17 protein-coding genes are annotated in these 16,574 nt (G+C 70.2%); all 17 read right to left on the minus strand.

Translation table 11 applies throughout. The features are described 5' to 3' along the window. Window positions 1–4 precede the first annotated feature (4 nt). On the minus strand, window positions 5–622 hold the full coding sequence (locus WMF17_RS37255) for a hypothetical protein (RefSeq protein ID WP_437598136.1): 618 nt from the start codon (window positions 620–622) through the stop codon (window positions 5–7). Beyond that, the gene (locus WMF17_RS37260; protein ID WP_437575774.1) at window positions 619–1,257 is read right to left on the minus strand and encodes a hypothetical protein; all 639 of its coding nucleotides are present in this window, start codon (window positions 1,255–1,257) and stop codon (window positions 619–621) included. The genes WMF17_RS37255 and WMF17_RS37260 overlap by 4 nt, the downstream gene beginning before the upstream one ends. A gap of 133 nt (window positions 1,258–1,390) precedes the next feature. Then, window positions 1,391–1,798: a hypothetical protein gene (locus WMF17_RS37265; protein WP_437598137.1), complete on the minus strand. Its 408-nt coding sequence runs from the start codon at window positions 1,796–1,798 to the stop codon at window positions 1,391–1,393. Between the two features lie 231 nt (window positions 1,799–2,029). Continuing rightward, on the minus strand, window positions 2,030–3,121 hold the full coding sequence (gene ychF / locus WMF17_RS37270; protein WP_437598138.1) for a redox-regulated ATPase YchF: 1,092 nt from the start codon (window positions 3,119–3,121) through the stop codon (window positions 2,030–2,032). A gap of 93 nt (window positions 3,122–3,214) precedes the next feature. Continuing rightward, window positions 3,215–4,132 carry a hypothetical protein gene (locus WMF17_RS37275; RefSeq protein ID WP_437598139.1) on the minus strand — a complete coding sequence of 306 codons (918 nt, stop codon included), beginning with the start codon at window positions 4,130–4,132 and terminating at the stop codon, window positions 3,215–3,217. Between the two features lie 2 nt (window positions 4,133–4,134). Then, entirely contained in the window at window positions 4,135–5,604 is a 1,470-nt protein-coding gene (locus WMF17_RS37280; RefSeq protein WP_437598140.1) for an MBOAT family O-acyltransferase, read from the minus strand. A gap of 144 nt (window positions 5,605–5,748) precedes the next feature. Then, on the minus strand, window positions 5,749–5,991 hold the full coding sequence (locus WMF17_RS37285) for an acyl carrier protein (protein WP_437598141.1): 243 nt from the start codon (window positions 5,989–5,991) through the stop codon (window positions 5,749–5,751). Beyond that, a complete protein-coding gene (locus tag WMF17_RS37290; protein WP_437645761.1) occupies window positions 5,981–7,699 on the minus strand; it encodes an HAD-IIIC family phosphatase in 1,719 nt (572 codons plus the stop codon). The genes WMF17_RS37285 and WMF17_RS37290 overlap by 11 nt, the downstream gene beginning before the upstream one ends. 242 nt (window positions 7,700–7,941) lie before the next feature. Beyond that, window positions 7,942–8,853 carry a class I SAM-dependent methyltransferase gene (locus tag WMF17_RS37295; RefSeq protein ID WP_437598144.1) on the minus strand — a complete coding sequence of 304 codons (912 nt, stop codon included), beginning with the start codon at window positions 8,851–8,853 and terminating at the stop codon, window positions 7,942–7,944. A gap of 140 nt (window positions 8,854–8,993) precedes the next feature. Then, the gene (locus WMF17_RS37300) at window positions 8,994–10,064 is read right to left on the minus strand and encodes a DegT/DnrJ/EryC1/StrS family aminotransferase (RefSeq protein WP_437598145.1); all 1,071 of its coding nucleotides are present in this window, start codon (window positions 10,062–10,064) and stop codon (window positions 8,994–8,996) included. Between the two features lie 44 nt (window positions 10,065–10,108). Then, a complete protein-coding gene (locus WMF17_RS37305; RefSeq protein ID WP_437645763.1) occupies window positions 10,109–10,783 on the minus strand; it encodes an acyltransferase in 675 nt (224 codons plus the stop codon). Then, window positions 10,780–12,369, minus strand: coding sequence for a hypothetical protein (locus tag WMF17_RS37310; RefSeq protein WP_437645765.1), 1,590 nt, complete (start codon window positions 12,367–12,369; stop codon window positions 10,780–10,782). Before WMF17_RS37310 ends, WMF17_RS37305 begins: the two co-directional genes overlap by 4 nt. A gap of 81 nt (window positions 12,370–12,450) precedes the next feature. Further along, complete coding sequence (gene secG, locus WMF17_RS37315; RefSeq protein WP_437598148.1) at window positions 12,451–12,723, minus strand: preprotein translocase subunit SecG; 273 nt, start codon at window positions 12,721–12,723, stop codon at window positions 12,451–12,453. A gap of 105 nt (window positions 12,724–12,828) precedes the next feature. Beyond that, window positions 12,829–13,662 carry a triose-phosphate isomerase gene (gene tpiA, locus WMF17_RS37320; RefSeq protein ID WP_437604344.1) on the minus strand — a complete coding sequence of 278 codons (834 nt, stop codon included), beginning with the start codon at window positions 13,660–13,662 and terminating at the stop codon, window positions 12,829–12,831. Between the two features lie 5 nt (window positions 13,663–13,667). Further along, complete coding sequence (locus WMF17_RS37325) at window positions 13,668–14,903, minus strand: phosphoglycerate kinase (protein WP_437598149.1); 1,236 nt, start codon at window positions 14,901–14,903, stop codon at window positions 13,668–13,670. A gap of 4 nt (window positions 14,904–14,907) precedes the next feature. Next, on the minus strand, window positions 14,908–15,933 hold the full coding sequence (gene gap, locus WMF17_RS37330; protein ID WP_437598150.1) for a type I glyceraldehyde-3-phosphate dehydrogenase: 1,026 nt from the start codon (window positions 15,931–15,933) through the stop codon (window positions 14,908–14,910). Window positions 15,934–16,209: 276 nt separating this feature from the next. Then, window positions 16,210–16,533 (minus strand): thioredoxin, encoded by a 324-nt coding sequence (gene trxA, locus WMF17_RS37335; protein WP_437481459.1) that lies wholly within the window; start codon window positions 16,531–16,533, stop codon window positions 16,210–16,212. Window positions 16,534–16,574: the final 41 nt, after the last annotated feature.

The following is a 16,574-nucleotide window of genomic DNA, read 5'->3' on the forward strand; positions in this document are numbered from 1 at the left end:
GGGCTCAGGCGACCACGCGCTCGGGCGTCTGCGCGGGCGGCGGGGTCGTCCTCGACCTCGCCGCGCCGCGGACAGGCGCGAGCTTGCTCCGGAGCTTCTGATAGGCGGCCACGTCGACCGGCTCGCCCCGGACCCAGGCGCGGACGAACGGCGCCACGCCGGTCTCCCACGCAGCGCTGAGCCGCAGGGCGAGGAACTCGCCGTAGAGCGCGGTGAAGAGCGTCTCGAGCTCCTCGATGAGGTACATGCGCTCGTAGAACTGCTCGTCCACGGCGTCCTTGACGACGCTCGGGATCTTGACGCCCGCCAGCGCGAACGCGTCGGCGTTGAAGAGGAAGGCGTACTCGAGCTCTCCGCGGGTGACGCGGACGCGCGCCTGCGAGGGGAGCTTGCCCTGGCGCAGCGCCTCGTGGGCCTCGGGGGCGCTGCTCGGCGCCGCGCCCTTGAGCCGGCTCTGCTCCTTCTCCTGGACGAGCGTGATCTGCCCCTCGAGCCAGAGCTCGCAGACGCCGAGGGCGTCCAGGGAGAAGCGGCCCTCGAAGAGCTCGCTCTCGAACCAGAGCCAGACAAGGAACTCCCGGCCGACGAATCGGCGCTGCTCGATCAGCTCGGCGAGGCTCACCGGGCACCTCCAAGGGGCGATTCGGCGTGGAAGACGGTGGGTTTGAGCACCTCGAACGCGGCCAGCTGCTCGCTCGTCAAGCCGAGCTCGCGGGCGGCCGTGTAGGGGCTCTCGGGCACGAGATCGAGCTCGAAGGTGTCCTCGAAGAGCTCCGCCAGCCCCTCGTGCGCGCGCGGCGACTGGTTCCAGAACCGCACGACGCCGGCCTCCAGGTTCCAGGAGAGGTCCACGACCTTCATCACCGGCATGAGCTGCGCGCGGAGCTTCCTCGACACGACCGCCCGGAGCTCCTCCTTCTCGCGCCGCCCGAGCTTCTCGCGCCCGCGCTTGGCGAGGTGCTCCCGCTCCGCCTCGGCGAAGTGCGCCTTGAAGAGCGCCGCGGGCACCTGCCACCGATCGGTCCTGAGGCCGAGGTTGAGGTACGAGTTGAAGAAGATCTTGCCGTGATCGAGCTCGCAATCGAGCGGGTTCTCGATGGAGCACCACCCGGCGCGCTGCTCTGCGTCCTCCTCGACCGTGAGCGGCCGGAACGCGCGGAGCTGGATGCGCTCGGCGAACCTGTCGCGGAACCCGTCGGGGAGCTCGCCACGGACATAGAACTTCGAGAATGAGATGGATCCTTTGAGTGCGCCCAAATGATCGTCCTTTCGTCCCGTGAGGGCGAAGGAGGTAGCCGAGCGGATCCAGGGGGTCAAAAAACCGGACGCCGCGCTGCCGCCATGGGCCGACGCGCGGCGATGGGGCCGGCCGCGCGGCAGGGCGGCGCGCTCAGAGCGGCTGGAGCAGCGGCGGACGCAGCCAGCGGCCCGAGAGCGGGCCGGTGAGATAGAAGCGGTAACGGAGGAAGTACGGCCGCTCGTCAGGCCCGCAGAACACGACGGTGGACCGCAGGAAGCGACCGAAGGCATCGCCGCCTGGAGCCGCCGAGGGCCTGTGGCCGAGGGGCGGCGCGGGCGTCGCGGGGAAGCGGGGCGGCGCGCCCACCAGGAACCCGCGCGGCAGCGCGCACGGCGCGGGCGGACGGGGCGCCGGCGCCGCGTCGCCGCCCGGGTCCGGGGCGCCCACCTCCTCGGGCGGGACGTCGGCCGCGGCGGCAACGCAGCCCGCCGCGGCGCTCCCCGACGAGGTGAGGAGAACCAGCACACACCACGCGCCGCCGCTCGTCGCCCTGGGCACCGTCCCGCCTCCGTCCACGAGGCGCAAGGTCGCGACGGAACGCCGGCGGTCGCGGCCGGCACACCGCGCCTGCGCGCACAGCGGAGGAGCAACGGCGGTGCCGCGTCGCCCCCCGAAGCAGGGGCGGCGCGGCGCGGACCAGGGGGCAGCGCGATGCAGGGGCGCGGCGAGCGCGCTCGGGAGGGCCGGCGGCGGCGAGCGGGCGCGCTCGAGAATGGACAGTCAGACGTTTCAGACGTTGAAGAGAAAGTGCGCGACGTCGCCGTCCTGGAAGACGTACGTCTTGCCCTCGACGCGCAGCTTGCCGGCGGCGCGGATGGCGGCCTCGGTCCGGTGCTCGACGAGGTCCCCCACGTTGTAGACCTCCGCCCGGATGAAGCCCTTCTCGAAATCGCTGTGGATGACCCCTGCGGCCTGCGGCGCGGTGCACCCGACCGGGATGGTCCAGGCGCGGATCTCCTTGGGACCGGCCGTGTAGTAGCTCTGGAGGCCGAGGAGCCGGTAGGCCTCGCGCGCGAGCGTCGAGAGCGCCGGCTCCTTCATGCCGAGGCTCTCGAGCATCTCGGCGCGCTCATCGGGCGCGAGCTCGTTCAGCTCCGCCTCGAGCTTGCTGCAGACCGGCACGACGCCGCTGCCCTCGGAGGCAGCGCGCTCGCGCACCTTCGCCGCGAGCGGGCCCGCGCCGGAGACGTCGGACTCGTCGACGTTCGCCACGTAGAGGACCTTCTTCGCGGTGATCATGCCGAACGTCTTCACGACCTTCCGCTGCTCGTCGTCGAAGGAGAGCCCGCGGACCGGCTTGCCCGCCTGGAGCGCCTCGAGACACCGCTCCATGAGCGCGATCTTCGGGAGGAGCTCCTTGTCGCCCTTCGCCTGCTTCCGCGTGCGCTCCAGCATCCCCTCGAGCGAGCCGAGGTCGGCCAGCATGAGCTCCGTCTCGATCGTGTCGATGTCGCGGAGCGGATCGACGCCGCCGTCGACGTGCACGACGTCCGCGACCGTGAAGCAGCGGACCACGTGGAGGATCGCGTCTACCTCGCGGATATGACTCAGGAATTTGTTCCCGAGCCCCTCGCCCGTGCTCGCGCCGCGCACGAGGCCGGCGATGTCGACCACCTGCACCATGGCGGGGATGATCTTCTCGCTCTTGATGTACTTCGCGAGCGTCGTGAGCCGGTCGTCAGGGACAGGCACGGCGCCGACGTTGGGCTCGATCGTGCAGAACGGGTAGTTCTGCGCCTCGGCCTTCGCGGCCGTCAGGGCGTTGAACAGGGTGCTCTTGCCCACGTTGGGCAGTCCGACGATGCCGACCTCGACGCTCATGGCGCGCACGTCTAGCACAGGCAGGGTCGCGCGGCTCGGCGCCGTGGGAGCTCCGCCCCAAGGGGAGCCCCGGCAGGCCCGCGCCGCCGTCACTCAGCGGGCGCCACCGGCGCGGTCGGACCCGATCGCGCCGGCGAGGCGACGCGCGGCGTCGGGAGCGAAGTGGAACGGGTCGGTGAAGTTGTCCCTGCTCGCCGTGAGCTCGTCGTCGACGTCGAAGTCGTGGGTCCTGCCGAGCTGGCCGAACCGCAGAGGCAGGCTCTTCCACTCCTCCTCGACGCCCATCTGCCGAAGCCGCTCGTGCACGTCGGCGTGGCTGGGCAGGATCACGAACGTCAGCTCGATCCCCCGCTCCCGGCAGTACGCGGAGATCTCCGCGAGCTTGCCGTAGGCGCCCTCGTTGAAGCGGTACTTCGCGAAGATCCGGGTGGTCGCTTCGCCGAGCTGGACCTTCCAGAACTCGTCCTTGCTCATCGGCGGAGCGGTCGAGGGGGGCGCTGCGCCGAGGTATTTCATGAGCACGAGGTGCTTCGCCGCCGATGCCACATCACGGTTGATCACATAGAGGAGCGGGTTGCTCGCCGTGGCCTCGGCGCCCTTCACCCTGTCACGATCGATGTATTCGTTGAAGTTCTCGATCCCGATCCCGAAGACGACCCGCTCGAGCTCCGCCCTGCTCGCCGCGAACCAGAACAGGTTGATGAACTCGATCGCCGACCCGCCTCCCAGGCTGAGGTTGTGGTAGTCGACGGCGGAGGCCTGCTTCAGGAGGTCCGGGGTCAATAGGTTCATCTTGGACGCGCCGAGGGTGATGTTCGGGAGCGGCGCCCGGTTGAACTCGATGACCTTCCACAAGGGGTTGTTGATCGCGATCGCGACCTTGCTCTTGTCGTGGACAGGCATGAAGCGGGCCACGCCGAACCGCTCGAAGGGGTCGATGACCACGATGCAGAGGGCGTAGAGCGCGAACGGCAGCAGGAGGAGCGAAGCCTTCAGGATGAGTCGCTTCATCGCTAGAATTGCACGTAGATGAAGGTCTGAGTCGCATTGTGCGCGCCGTACAGGAGGATGGACGCGCCGAGGGCGTAGTAGGCCGTCCAGCGAAGGGCGGCGGGCTTCGCCGCGAAGAACGCTCGCAGATCGAATCGCTCATGGACGAGCTCGACGACCAGCATGGCGAGCGTGGCGAGCATCACGATGACGAAATCTGCCTTGTAGTAGCCCAGCGAGCCCACGGTCAGCGCGAGGTGCCCGGGGCGAAGGGCGTTCCCGGCGAAGTCCCCGAGCCCCGAGCCGAGGTGCGTGACGATGTAGACGGCGTCGCTCAGGGTGCTCGCGCGGACGAAGATCAACGTGAAGCACACGAACGAGAAGGTCAGCGCGACGCCGAGCGCGCTCGCGAGGCGCGAGGGCAGCTTGATGAGCTTCGCGCGCTTCTTGCGCGTGAGCGTCTCGAAGGCCATGGCGAGCCCTTGGAGCAACCCCCACGCGAGGAACCCCCACGCGGCGCCGTGCCATAGCCCGCTCAAGGTGAACGTCAGGATGACGGCGAGGACCACGCCGAGCTGGCCCCGATGGCGCATCGCGATCGCGAGCGGGGAGAAGACGTAATCATTGAACCAGCTGTAGAGAGAGATGTGCCAGCGCCGCCAGAACTCGGACAGGCTCGCGGCAAAGTAGGGACGCCTGAAGTTGTTCGTCACGTCGATGCCGAACACCTTGGCCGCGCCGACGGCGATGTCCGAGTATCCGGAGAAATCAGCGTAGAGCTGGAGCGCGAAGAAGACGGAGGCCAGGGTCAGCTCGACGCCGCCGTACTGGCGAGGCTCGCGGTAGATGGTGTCCACGCCGAGGGCGAGGCGATCCGCGACGACCGTCTTCTTGAAGAAGCCCCAGGCCATCTGCCTGAGCCCGTCGGTGACCCTCCCGTAGTCGAAGGGGTGCTCGGCGCGGAGCTGCGGAAGCAGGTGCTGCGCGCGCTCGATGGGCCCGGCGGAGAGGCGCGGGAAGAAGAGCATGTAGAGGGCATAGATGCCGAAGCGCCTCTCAGGCTCCTGATCGCCGCGGTAGACGTCGATGGTGTAGCTCATCGCCTGGAACGTGTGGAACGAGAGGCCGAGCGGCAGGAGGATGTCCAGCGCCGGAGCCGACCCGCCCACGTGCGCGAGCGACAGGGCTGCGTTCACGTTCTCGACGGCGAAATTGTAGTACTTGAAGAACCCCAGCGTCCCGAGGTTCATCGTGAGGCTCAGGGCGAGGTAGAGCTTCCGGCGGGCGTCGTCCGCCCTCGCCATCGCGCGCGCGACCGAGTAGTCGACGGCCGCCATCGCGAGGACGAGGACGAGGTAGGCCGGGATGAAGGCCGTGTAAAAGACGCAGCTGGCGATGAGGAGATGAACCCAGCGCAGCCGGTGCGGAAGGAGATAATAGATCGCCGCGACGACAGGGAAGAAGAGAAGGAACTGAAGCGAGCTAAACGACATGTGTGGCGGTGTTCAAGGTTCGACCTGCACCGTGAGCGTGCTCCGCGCCGCCGAGGGAGGCCGCTGCCGCGACGACCTCCGCCGTCAGGCGGGCGCCGCACCGGCGCGAGAGGCGGGCGTTCACGCGGGCGCGCCCGACGAGCGTTACTTCGCGCGCTTCGCGGCGACCGCGGCGCACATCTCCCCGACGTTCTTGAAAGAATGGATCTCCCTCGAGGTGAAGGTGATCTTGAAGTGCTTCTCGATGGCAGCCACGATCTGAACGTGAGAGAGGGAATCCCAGTCGGGCACCTCCTTCGCCGTGGTGGTCTCCTGAATCACGATGTCATCGTGATCGAGCACCTTCCTGATGATGTCGTCGATCTGGCTCAGGATTTCATTCGCCATGGGGCAAGACCTTTGAACGGATGAAGGTTGTGCGTTGTTCGTGGCCGCGGACGTCGAGGTGCCACCGCCCGTCGCGCGGGTAGAGGCCCAGACTCTTGTAATGGTCCTTCACGAGCTCGTTCTTCCTGGTGGGGAGATACTCCCCGACGATCGTCGCGTAGCCCTCGCGCCGAGCCCGGTCGACGAGGGCGTTGAGCACGAAGCTCTCGAGCCCCCTCCTCAGGACCCGGCAGCTCATGAGCCACGTGTCGATGAACAGCGCGTCGCCTGCCCGCTCGAGGAAGACGACGCTCACCAGCCCGTAGCTGCCGAGCCTGTCCGCGAGGCTCACCGCGAACGGCAGGTGCTGCGGCGACCGCGCGATGCGGCGCACCTCGTCCTCGGAGTACCGGATCGTCCGGAGATTGAACTGGTTGGAGCGCTGGATGAGCTGGGCCACCCGCGGGATGTTGAACGCGGTGAGCGGCTCGACCTCGGCGGTCATCTCGAGGCTCCGCAGGAACTCTTCTTCCGTGGCGAACGTGGCCTTCAGCTCCCGCCGCCGGCCCTCCTCTTGATACTGCCGCGTGCGCGCCCCGTCCTCCGCCGTGGACGAGGTGGTCTCGAAGAGGTTCAGCCGCTGCAGATAGGGCAGGTACAGGGCCGGATCGTCGGGCAGCTCGGGGACGCACACGTCGGGCAGGTTCCTCCGGACGATCTCCCGCTCGGCCGGGTTGTCGTCGACGAAGACCATGGAGTCGAACCCGATCTCGAGGATGGACTGGATATGTCGAATGTTGTCGACCTTGTTCTCCCAGCTCGCGCAGAAGACGGCGAAGTCGTCCAGGCGGAGCACCATGTCGGGGTGCACCTGGAACGGCTCGGCCGCGACGCGCGGATCGTTCTTGCTGCTGACCGCGAGCAGGACCCCCCGGTCCTTGAGCTCCTTGGCCCACCGCTGGAGCTGCGAGTAGGCGGCGCCCACGCCGAGGCCGCCGATCTCGATCGCCTCGACGCCGTCATCTCCGATGACGCCGCCCCACAGCGTGTTGTCCAGGTCGAGCACGAGGCACTTCTTGAAGCGCCCCGACGCCGCCGCGACGATGTCGACCACGCTCCGCGCGGCGACCGGCAAGAAGTCGACGCTGAAGAGCAGGTCCGTGGTGATCGCGATCCTGCGATCCGTCATCGCGTCGCGGCCGAGCTGGCTGCAAAGGAGGCTGAGATCGCTGACGAGGAGATTGGGGACCGACTGGGCAAGATCCATCAGCTGGAAATTGGCCTTGCGGATCTGATAGAGCCAGGACGAGGAGACCTTGTTGGCGAAGCTCCCGAAGACCCCATCGTCGATCTCGGGATAGTTCGTGCAGATCATGGTCGCCGAGAGGTGCTGGCCCAGGACGTCGGCGAGCTGCCCGAGGGTGTCGATGTGGCCCTCCGCGAAGCCGGCTCTTGCGTCCAGCGGGAGCTTCTGGAACCTGGTGAGCAGCTTCTCGGCGGCGTAGAACACGAGCACGAACTGCGGCTTGAAGCGGTGGAGCTCCGAGGACGTATCGAGGATCTGACGCTCTATCTGATCGTAGTCGGCCTCGTAGATCTCGATGTTCAGACCGCTCTCGTAACCCGAGCCACGCAGCGCCTGGACCAGCAGCTGGGTCGCGGAGTCCGCAAGCACGGCGAGGCGGACCACCTTGAGCTGCGAGAAATCCTCTTTGAGGTTTCGTTTCAACTCCGCGAACGTCGACATGGGACACGGTTCCCTGGGGTGTTGAACGCCGTACGCCCCCGGGGCGGCGCAAAACTACACGCGCCTCAGGGGTGGAACAAGCGCTCCTGCCGGGCTATCCGGGACGCACAGCCGAGCGGCTGCTGCCCCGGATCACGTTGGATGCGTCGGGGTCCCGATCCATTCAGCGGCCGAGCGCGCTCAGCGGAGGAGCGCCGCGGGCAGGCCGGGTCGTCGAGACGCGGTTACGCCGGATGGCCAGCGACGACGACGCACGAAATCGTGCTATCGGTCTTGCGCGCGCGCTCGAGCGAGTGGCCGGTGATGGGGAAGAAGCGCGTCTCAGCGATGGCGTAGCCGCTGCTCGCGACCAGATCGACCGCTTCCTCCGGCGTCCGGAGCAGGTACAGGTGATCGGGCGCGGGGCTGTTGACCGGCACGTTGACGAAGAGGCGTCCGCCCGGCGCGAGGGAGCGCCGCAGGCTCTGGAGCGCGGCTCGCGGATCCTCGAGGTGCTCGCAGACCTCGCTGATCACGATGCTGTCGAAGCGCTCGCCGTCGTCCACGGCATCGGCGAAATCGCGCCGCACGAGGCGCGGCGCGCGCCGCACCCCGAGCGCCTGCATGGCGTGCCCGGTCGCGTCCAAGCTCGCCGCGCTGAGGTCCCACGCGGTGACCGCGCCCGAGCGCGCATCCTCGGCGGCAAAGTAGAGCAAGAGGCCGTGGCCGGGGCCGATCTCGAGGTGGCGGTACCCCGGTGGGTTCGACGCGAGGAAGGTGTCGACGTAGTACTCCATGACCGCCGTGTGGTTCGCCCAGAAGATGTGGGAGAGGAGCACTCCGTGCATGTACTGCGTCATGTAAGTGTGGTCGTCGTAGACCTCACGCCGGGCCTCGGCGAGCGTCGAGAGGCGGTACCGGCCGGTGCGCCGGAAGTAGAGCTCCTCCTCGAGGATGCGTTCGCACATCCACCTGTAGTCCGCGCAGATGCGCGGGAGGTCGTCGCCGGCGAGCCGCAGCGCGAGCGACGCGACGCGCTCCGCAAAGCCGAGCTCGGTCGCAGCAAAGCGCTTCCGCAGGAAATCCTCGTGCTCCGGCCATGCCGCCAACTGCGCCTGGACGATCCGTTCGAGCGACGGTTGGACGATCGATGCCATGCGCAGGAGGCTAGCCCAGCTCGCTCGCTCGGGGAACGCCAAACGGGCCGCTCGCGCGCAACGCGCAAACACCCCTCGCGCTCGCAGCGGGAGTATCGGAGGAGGCAGCTGCCACCGACGGAGCACCGCCGCGACGCCGGTCAGACGAAGAAAGCAGTGATGGCGCGCACGACGCGGGCGACCTCCTCGCTCGTGAGCTCAGGGAAGATGGGCAGCGCGAGCGTCTCGCGCGCGGCAGACTCCGCGACGGGGAGAGCGCCGGCCGGCGGGCCGAGCGACGCAAAGCAGGGCTGGAGGTGGAGCGGCGCTGGATAGTAGACCTCGGTGCCGATACCCCGCTCGGCCAGGGAGCTCCGCAATGGGTCGCGCAGCGACGCGTCGTCGAGACGAATGACGTACTGATTGACGCTGTGCCCGGCGGCGCCGGTGTCAGGCAACGACAGGGGCAAGCCCGCCCCGCCGAGCAGCGCGGCATACTGCGCGGCGTGCTCGCGCCGCCTGCCGAGGAGCGCGCCGAGACGCGGGAGCTTGCGCCGGAGGAGCGCCGCCTGGAGGGCGTCGATCCGGAAGTTGCCGCCGACCAGCGTGTGGCGGTGCTTCCTGCGAGCGCCGTGCACCCGCAGCGACCGGACGCGAGCGGCGAGCTCGTCGTCGTCGGTGGTCACGAGCCCGCCGTCGCCGAAGCCGCCGAGGTTCTTGGTCGGGAAGAACGAGAAGCACCCCATGAGCCCGATCGCGCCCGCGCGGCGGCCCGCGCGCTCGGCGCCGAAGGCCTGGGCCGCGTCCTCGATGACCGGCACGCCGCGGCCCCCCGCGAGAGCGAGGAGCTCGTCCATGGGAGCGCAGCCACCGAAGAGGTGGACGGCGATGACCGCCCGGGTGCGCGCGGTCAGGGCGCGCGCCAGGGAGGCGGGATCCAGGTTGAAGGAGCCGGGGAGCACGTCCGCGAAGACCGGCCGCGCGCCGGTGCGATGGACGGCGCCCGCGGTCGCGAAGAACGTGTACGCGGGGCACACCACCTCGTCGCCGGCGCCGATGCCGAGCGCCATCAGCGCGGCGAGCAGCGCGTCCGTGCCGGACGAGACGCCGATCGCGTGCCGGACGCCGAGGTATGCGGCGCACTCCGACTCGAAGGCATCGACCTCTGGACCGAGGATGTAGCGGCCGCTCTGGACGACCGACTGGAACACGGCGGTGAGCTCGTCCTGCATGGCGAGATCACCGCGAGCACGGTCGAAGAAGGGGACAGGCGGCGTCAACCTTCGAGGTCCTCCGCTGCGGGGAGATCGCGGTAATGGCGGCCGGCCGCGGCGCGGGGCGCCGAGAGCGGCGCGTCCTCGTCGAGATCGAGGCAACGGACGACGTCACCGCGTCGCTCGTAGCGATAGCCGCTCTCGGGGCAGCGCATCAGGCCGTCGCGCGAGGCGACGAGCTTGTGACCATGGCGGCTCATCCAGCCGGCGCGCCGGGCCGGCACGCCGGTGACGAGCGCATAGTCGGGGACATCGCGGGTGACCACGGCGCCGGCGCCGATGAACGCGTGGCGACCGATCGTGACGCCGCAGACGACGGTGGCATTGGCGCCCACGGTGGCGCCGCGGCGGATGCGCGTCCGGTCGAGGAAGGCGCGACGGTCGATCTGCGCGCGCGGGTTGATGACGTTGGTGAGGACGGCGGAGGGGCCGAGGAACACGTCGTCCTCGACCAGGGTGCCATCATAGACAGACACGTTGTTCTGGATCCGGACGCCATCCCCGATGACGGCGCTGCCCGCGACGAAGACGTTCTGGCCGAGGACGCAGGCGCGGCCGAGCCGCGCGCCCGCGGAGACATGGCAGAAGTGCCATATCCTCGTCCCCTCGCCGATGTCGCAGGGCTCGTCGATGCACGCCGACGCGTGCGCGAAGAACGGCCTCGCGGGCTGGCTCACGGCGCCTCCTCCGGCGAAGGGCCGGCGGGAGGCGCCGGGCGCCGGGAACCGTCCTCCGGGGCGGCCCGCAAGGCGCCGGCCGCCGAGGGCGCGGGCCAGAGCCCCCAGGCGCCGCGCGTCGCGAGCGGCGGGCCGGCGAAGGCGATCACAGGCGGCCTGACGCGCCCGATGAGGTAGGCCGCGCCCAGGCCGGCGACGCGGCGCGCGAGCGACGCGGGGTCGTCGAAGCTCGACCGGACCGGGGGATCGCGCGGATCGATCGAGCGATCCGGGTGCGCGCCCCCGGGACGGGCCAGGGCGGCGAGCGTCGCGAGGTGGCCATAGTCGACGACCTCGACGAGGAGGGGCGCCGAGGGAGGCGTGAGCTCCGCGGCGGCGCGGCCGATGGCGACCTCGTCCGTCCGCGGGTTGAAGTGCTCGCGGCGCAGGTGGGGCCGGAAGAAGACGCCGGCGCAGAGCACGGCCAGGAGAGCGCCGCCGAGCGCCCTCCGCGCCCCGGCCGAGCCGCCGCGGAAGGCGCGCGCCGAGAGATCCCCCACGGCGAGGGCGAGCAGGATCAACGCGAGGAGGGTCGCGCGCTCGGGGTGATGCGTGGGAGCGCCGTCGCGCACGAGGGCGAGCGAGAGCGCCGCGATCTGGAAGGCGGCGACCGCGCCGGGGAGCGCGTACGGACGGGCCGCGCGGAGGAGCGGCGGGAACGGGCGGGCGCTCCCCGATGCGGCGCCGCGGCGGGCGCGCCAGGCGATGAGGGCGAGGGCGATGGAGCTCAGAAAGAGCTCCGGCTCCTCGCGGACCATCGCGGCGGGGTACGCGAAGAGCCGCAGCAGGGTGCCGTCATCGCCCGGGCCGAGCGCGCTGCGGTAGGAGGCGACGCGGGCCAGGAAGTGCAGCGCCTCCCCGTGGGCGACGCGGTTCCATGCGATCCACGCGGCGGGCCCGGCGAGCGCCGCGAGCGCCGCGAGCGCGAGCTTCGCCTGCGCGGCGCGGCGCTGGCCGAGGCGGGCGGCCGCGAGCAGCGCCATCGCCGCGAAGGCGACGGCGACAGGCCAGGGCTCGTAACGGGAGAGGGTCGCGAGCACGAGCGCGAGCGCGCCGAGGAGGGCGCGCCCGGGCGGCGGCGCAGGCCCGGCCGGCGGCGTGACGAGCGACGCCACCGCGACGAGCGAGAGGGCCGCGGTCGACAGCTCGGGGACCGTCGCCACGCCGAGGCAGGCGCTCCACGGAAACGCGCCCGCGAGCAGCGTGCCGGCGAGCGCGGCGCGGCGGTCGCCCGTGATCCAGCGGGCGGAGAGGTAGACGAGCGCGGCCGACGCGACGCCGAGCGCGAAGGCGACGGCACGGGCGACCTCGAGGGTCGGCCCAAGAGCGCGGAAGAGCGCGCCGTTGAGCCAGAATGGGGCAGGGAGCCAGCTCGTCCCGGTCGGGTCGAGCCGGGGCGCGTCGGCCCACGCCTGCGCGAGGACCACGCGCGCGAAGTCGTCGTCGCTGACGGCCCGGAAGCCGAGCGCGAGGACCAGCGCGGAAACTGCAGCCTTGGCGAGGGCGACGAGGGCAAGGTCGCGCGCGAAAGGGGCAGCGGAGGCCACGGCCCCTCCCGCGGACGACCCCGCGTCGAGCGCCCTGCCCGCTTCCCTCCCCGACGCGGGAGCGGGCCGTAGCACGCGGGCCTACTTCTCCTGGGATTGCTCGAACTCGCGCAGCGCGCGGTCGCCCGCCGACGAGAGATAGGCGAGCGACAAGCTCGTCGCCATGAAGACGGCGGCGCAGGCGGCCGTGAGGCGGGTCATGAAGTTGCCGGCGCCGCGGCCGCCGAACACCTGGGCCGTCGCGCCGCCCATGGCCGAGCCCATCCCGCCCCCGCGGCCCTGCTGGAGGAGCACGACCAGGATCAGGAACAGACAGACGAACACGTGCAGGATGTTGAGGAACGTGTGAAGCATCGACGTCTTTCGGCTGGGTGCTCTGGCCCGCGCGACGGGCCCAGGGGGCAAGGGGGCGAGAGGGCAGGCCGGCACTCCCGTCGCGCGACGGGAGCGGCCCGCGATCTACCCCTGTTCGGCGCGCTCCGCCAGTCGGTGCGCGGCCTCGACGATCTTGGCGAAGCCGGCGGCGTCGAGCGAGGCCCCGCCGACCAGCGCGCCGTCGATATCGTCCTGGGCGAGGAGCGCATCGGCGTTGTCGGCCTTGACGCTGCCGCCGTAGAGGATGCGCGTGACGCCGGCGAGGTCCTCCGAGGCCTTCGCGAGCAGGCCGCGGATGAACGCGTGCACCTCCTGGGCGTCCTCGGCGCGGGCGACCTTGCCCGTCCCGATCGCCCAGACCGGCTCGTAGGCGATGACGCCGAAGCCGGGCTGCTTGGCGAGCTCGTCGAGGAAGGCGCGGACCTGGCGCTCGACCACGGCGAGCGTCTCGCCCGCCTCGCGCTGCTCGAGCGTCTCGCCGACGCAGACGATGGGGCGCAGCTCGGCCGCGATCGCCGAGGCGACCTTCCGGGCGACCGACTCGTCGGTCTCGGCGAACAGCTGCCGCCGCTCGCTGTGGCCGAGGATGACCCAGGTCGCGCCCGCGTCCTTGAGCATGCCCGAGGCGATCTCGCCGGTGAACGCCCCGGAGATCTCGGCGCTCATGTTCTGCGCGGCGATGCCGACCTCGCTCCTCGCCTCCGCGAGCTCGTGGGCCACGGCGGCGATCGCGGTGAACGGCGGCGCGACCACCACCTCGGCCCGGTTGAGCTCGCGGGTCGCCTTGGCGACGGCCGCCGCCAGCGGGCAGGCGTCCTGCCCCCCGGCGTTCATCTTCCAGTTGCCGGCGATGAGCGGACGACGCGAGGCCGCCCGCGGGGCGACGCCCGTGGCTTCGGGCGTGCCCCCGTCGTTCACGGGCTTCACTCGCTCACCTCGGCCGACCGGAGCGCCTCGACGCCGGGCAGCCGCTTGCCCTCGATGAGCTCGAGCGAAGCGCCGCCGCCGGTCGAGATGTGGTCGAAGCCCTGGGCGATCTGCTCGCCGGCCTGCTTGACCGCCGCCGCGCTGTCGCCGCCGCCGACCACCGTGAAGCCGGACGCGCCGCTCATGATGCGCGCGACGTCGAACGTGCCCCTGGAGAAGGCGGGCGTCTCGAAGAGGCCCATGGGGCCGTTCCAGAACACCGTCTTCGCCTTCTCGATCGCCTTGCCGAACAGCTCGATCGAGCGGGGGCCGATGTCGAGCGCCATCGTGCCCTCGGGGATCGCGTCGACCGACGCGGGCTCGCCCTGCGTCGCGTCGATGCTCGAGGCGACGACGGCGTCGACGGGCAGCAGGAGCTGGATGCCCCGGTCGCGCGCCTTGCTCATGATCGTGCGCGCGAGCGGGAGCTTGTCCTCCTCGATCCGGCTCTTCTGGACGTTCTTGCCCTGCGCGGCGAGGAAGGTGTTCGCCATCGCGCCGCCGATGCACAGGGTGTCGACAACGTTGAGGAGCGCCTCGACGACGTCGATCTTGTCGGAGACCTTGGCGCCGCCGAGGACGGCGACGTACGGCTTCTCCGGGCGATCGGTGAGCCGGGTCAGCGCCTTGAGCTCCTTCAGGAGGAGCAGGCCGGCGGCGCGCTCGCGCACGAGGCGCGGCAGCGCGTGCACCGACGCGTGGGCGCGGTGCACGGCGCCGAAGGCGTCGTCGACGTAGACGTCGCAGAGCTCGGCGAGCTGGCGCGCGAAGCCCTCGTCGTCCTTCTCCTCCTCCGGGTGGAAGCGGAGGTTCTCCAGGAGACAGATCTGGCCCGCGCGCAGGTCGTAGATGACCTTCTTGGGCGAGTCGCCGACGCAGTCGTCGGGCAGGTGGACCTCGTAACCGGTGAGCTCACTGAGCCGCCCCCCGCACGGCTCCAGCGAGAGCCCCTCGGTCTTGCCCGGCTTCGGGCGGCCGAGGTGCGACGCGAGGATCACCTTCGCGCCCGCTTCCATGACGAGCTTGATCGTCGGGATCGCCTCGCGGATGCGCGAGTCGTCCGTGATCTTGCCCGTCTTCTTGTCGAGCGGGACGTTGAAGTCGACGCGGATGAAGACGCGCTTGCCGCTGAGGCCGCCGGCATCGCCGGCCGCGGCAAGGTCCTCGACGGAGCGGATTCCGGTGAGCTTCACGGCGCTACACGCCCTTCTTCGCCACGAGCCGCGTGAGGTCGATCATGCGGTTCGAGAAGCCCCACTCGTTATCGTACCACGAGAAGATCTTCGCGAAGCGGTCGCCGAGGACCGACGTCATGGTGGCGTCGAACGTGCTGGACGCAGGCGAGCCGATGAAGTCGCCCGAGACGAGCTCCCGCTCCGTGTAGTCGAGGATGTCCTTCATCGGACCCTGGTCGGCGGCCTGCTTCATCGCGGCGTGGATGCTCTCCTTCGTGACCGGCTTCTCGGTCTCGAGGGTGAGGTCCACGAGCGAGACGTCGACCGTGGGGACGCGGATCGCGAGCCCGTCGAACTTGCCCTTGAGCGCCGGGATGACCTCGGAGAGCGCCTTGGCGGCGCCGGTGCTCGAGGGGATCATGTTGACCGCGGCGGCGCGCGCGCGGCGCAGGTCGCCCTTCCTGTGCGGGACGTCGAGCAGGTGCTGGTCGTTCGTGTACGAGTGCACCGTCGTCATCAGGCCGCGGACGATGCCGAAGTTGTCGAGCATCACCTTGGCGACGGGGGCGAGGCAGTTCGTCGTGCAGGAGCCGCACGAGATGATCGTGTGCTTTTGCGCGTCGTAGAGCTCGTCGTTCACGCCCATCACGACCGTGAGGTCGTGGCCCTTGGCCGGCGCGCTGATGATCACGCGCTTGGCGCCGGCGCTCAGGTGAGCGGCGGCCTTGGCCTTGTCCGTGAAGAGGCCCGTGCACTCGAGGACGATGTCGACGCCGAGGCTCTTCCACGGCAGCTCGGCCGGGTCCTTCAGCGCGAGGATCTCGATCTTCTGGTCGCCGATGCTGATGTGCTTGTCCCCAGCGCTGACCTTCGCCGCCTTGAACTCGCGGTGGACCGAGTCGTACTGGAAGAGGTGGGCGAGCGTCTTCGGATCCGTCAGGTCGTTGATGGCGACCAGCTCGATATCCTTCACGCCGCGCTCGACGAGCGCGCGGACAATGCAACGTCCGATGCGCCCAAAACCGTTAATTGCGATCTTCGTCGCCATCACGAACTCCTGGGAAAGTGGCCGGCGCGATACGTAGTCACCTCGCGCGCGACGGTCAAGCAAAGCCTCAGCGCGCGCGACGCACGCGACGGAGCGGCCTCTCGCCGGGGCATCGTGGCGCGCGCGCGCCGAGGCCGGTGGGTCGGGCGGGCGTTCGAGCGGGCGGGGTGGTCGGTCGACGTTTGCCCGACGCTTGGCCCGCGTTCGAGCGGGCGAGGCGTTCGGTCGACGTCGCGGGGCTGCGTCGCGCGGGCCTCGAGGCGGGGGAGCTCTCGCTCAGACGCCGAGGAGCCGGAGGAGGTTGTCGCGGCTCGTGAGGCCGACCTGCACCCCCTTCTTCTCGCCGCCCTGGAACACCATCACCGTCGGAACGCTCCGCACGCCGTACTTGCGGGTGGTCTCCGGAGCACCGTCGATGTCGAGCTTGGCGACCTTCACCTTGCCCTGGAAATCGTCCGCGATCTTGTCGACGATCGGGGCGAGCGCCTTGCAGGGCCCGCACCAGGTGGCCGTGAAATCCACGAGAACGGGGACGGGGGATTTCAGGACTTCAGACTCGAAATTCTGGTCGGTGAGGGTGTGGACGTTCTGGCTCGCCATGTTTGTCTCCGTCGGTGCCGCGCTGTTCAGGTTCAGGGCTG

This window comes from Sorangium sp. So ce362 (genome assembly GCF_051519845.1).
Lineage (GTDB): Bacteria > Myxococcota_A > Polyangia > Polyangiales > Polyangiaceae > Sorangium.

Coding starts and splice junctions, on each gene's coding strand:
- trxA (WP_437481459.1), bottom strand. CDS start 16,533: ATGGCGAGCCAGAACGTCCACACCCTCACCGACCAGAATTTCGAGTCT.
- WMF17_RS37295 (WP_437598144.1), bottom strand. CDS start 8,853: ATGGCATCGATCGTCCAACCGTCGCTCGAACGGATCGTCCAGGCGCAG.
- WMF17_RS37280 (WP_437598140.1), bottom strand. CDS start 5,604: ATGTCGTTTAGCTCGCTTCAGTTCCTTCTCTTCTTCCCTGTCGTCGCG.
- gap (WP_437598150.1), bottom strand. CDS start 15,933: ATGGCGACGAAGATCGCAATTAACGGTTTTGGGCGCATCGGACGTTGC.
- WMF17_RS37275 (WP_437598139.1), bottom strand. CDS start 4,132: ATGAAGCGACTCATCCTGAAGGCTTCGCTCCTCCTGCTGCCGTTCGCG.
- WMF17_RS37300 (WP_437598145.1), bottom strand. CDS start 10,064: ATGCAGGACGAGCTCACCGCCGTGTTCCAGTCGGTCGTCCAGAGCGGC.
- WMF17_RS37285 (WP_437598141.1), bottom strand. CDS start 5,991: ATGGCGAATGAAATCCTGAGCCAGATCGACGACATCATCAGGAAGGTG.
- secG (WP_437598148.1), bottom strand. CDS start 12,723: ATGCTTCACACGTTCCTCAACATCCTGCACGTGTTCGTCTGTCTGTTC.
- ychF (WP_437598138.1), bottom strand. CDS start 3,121: ATGAGCGTCGAGGTCGGCATCGTCGGACTGCCCAACGTGGGCAAGAGC.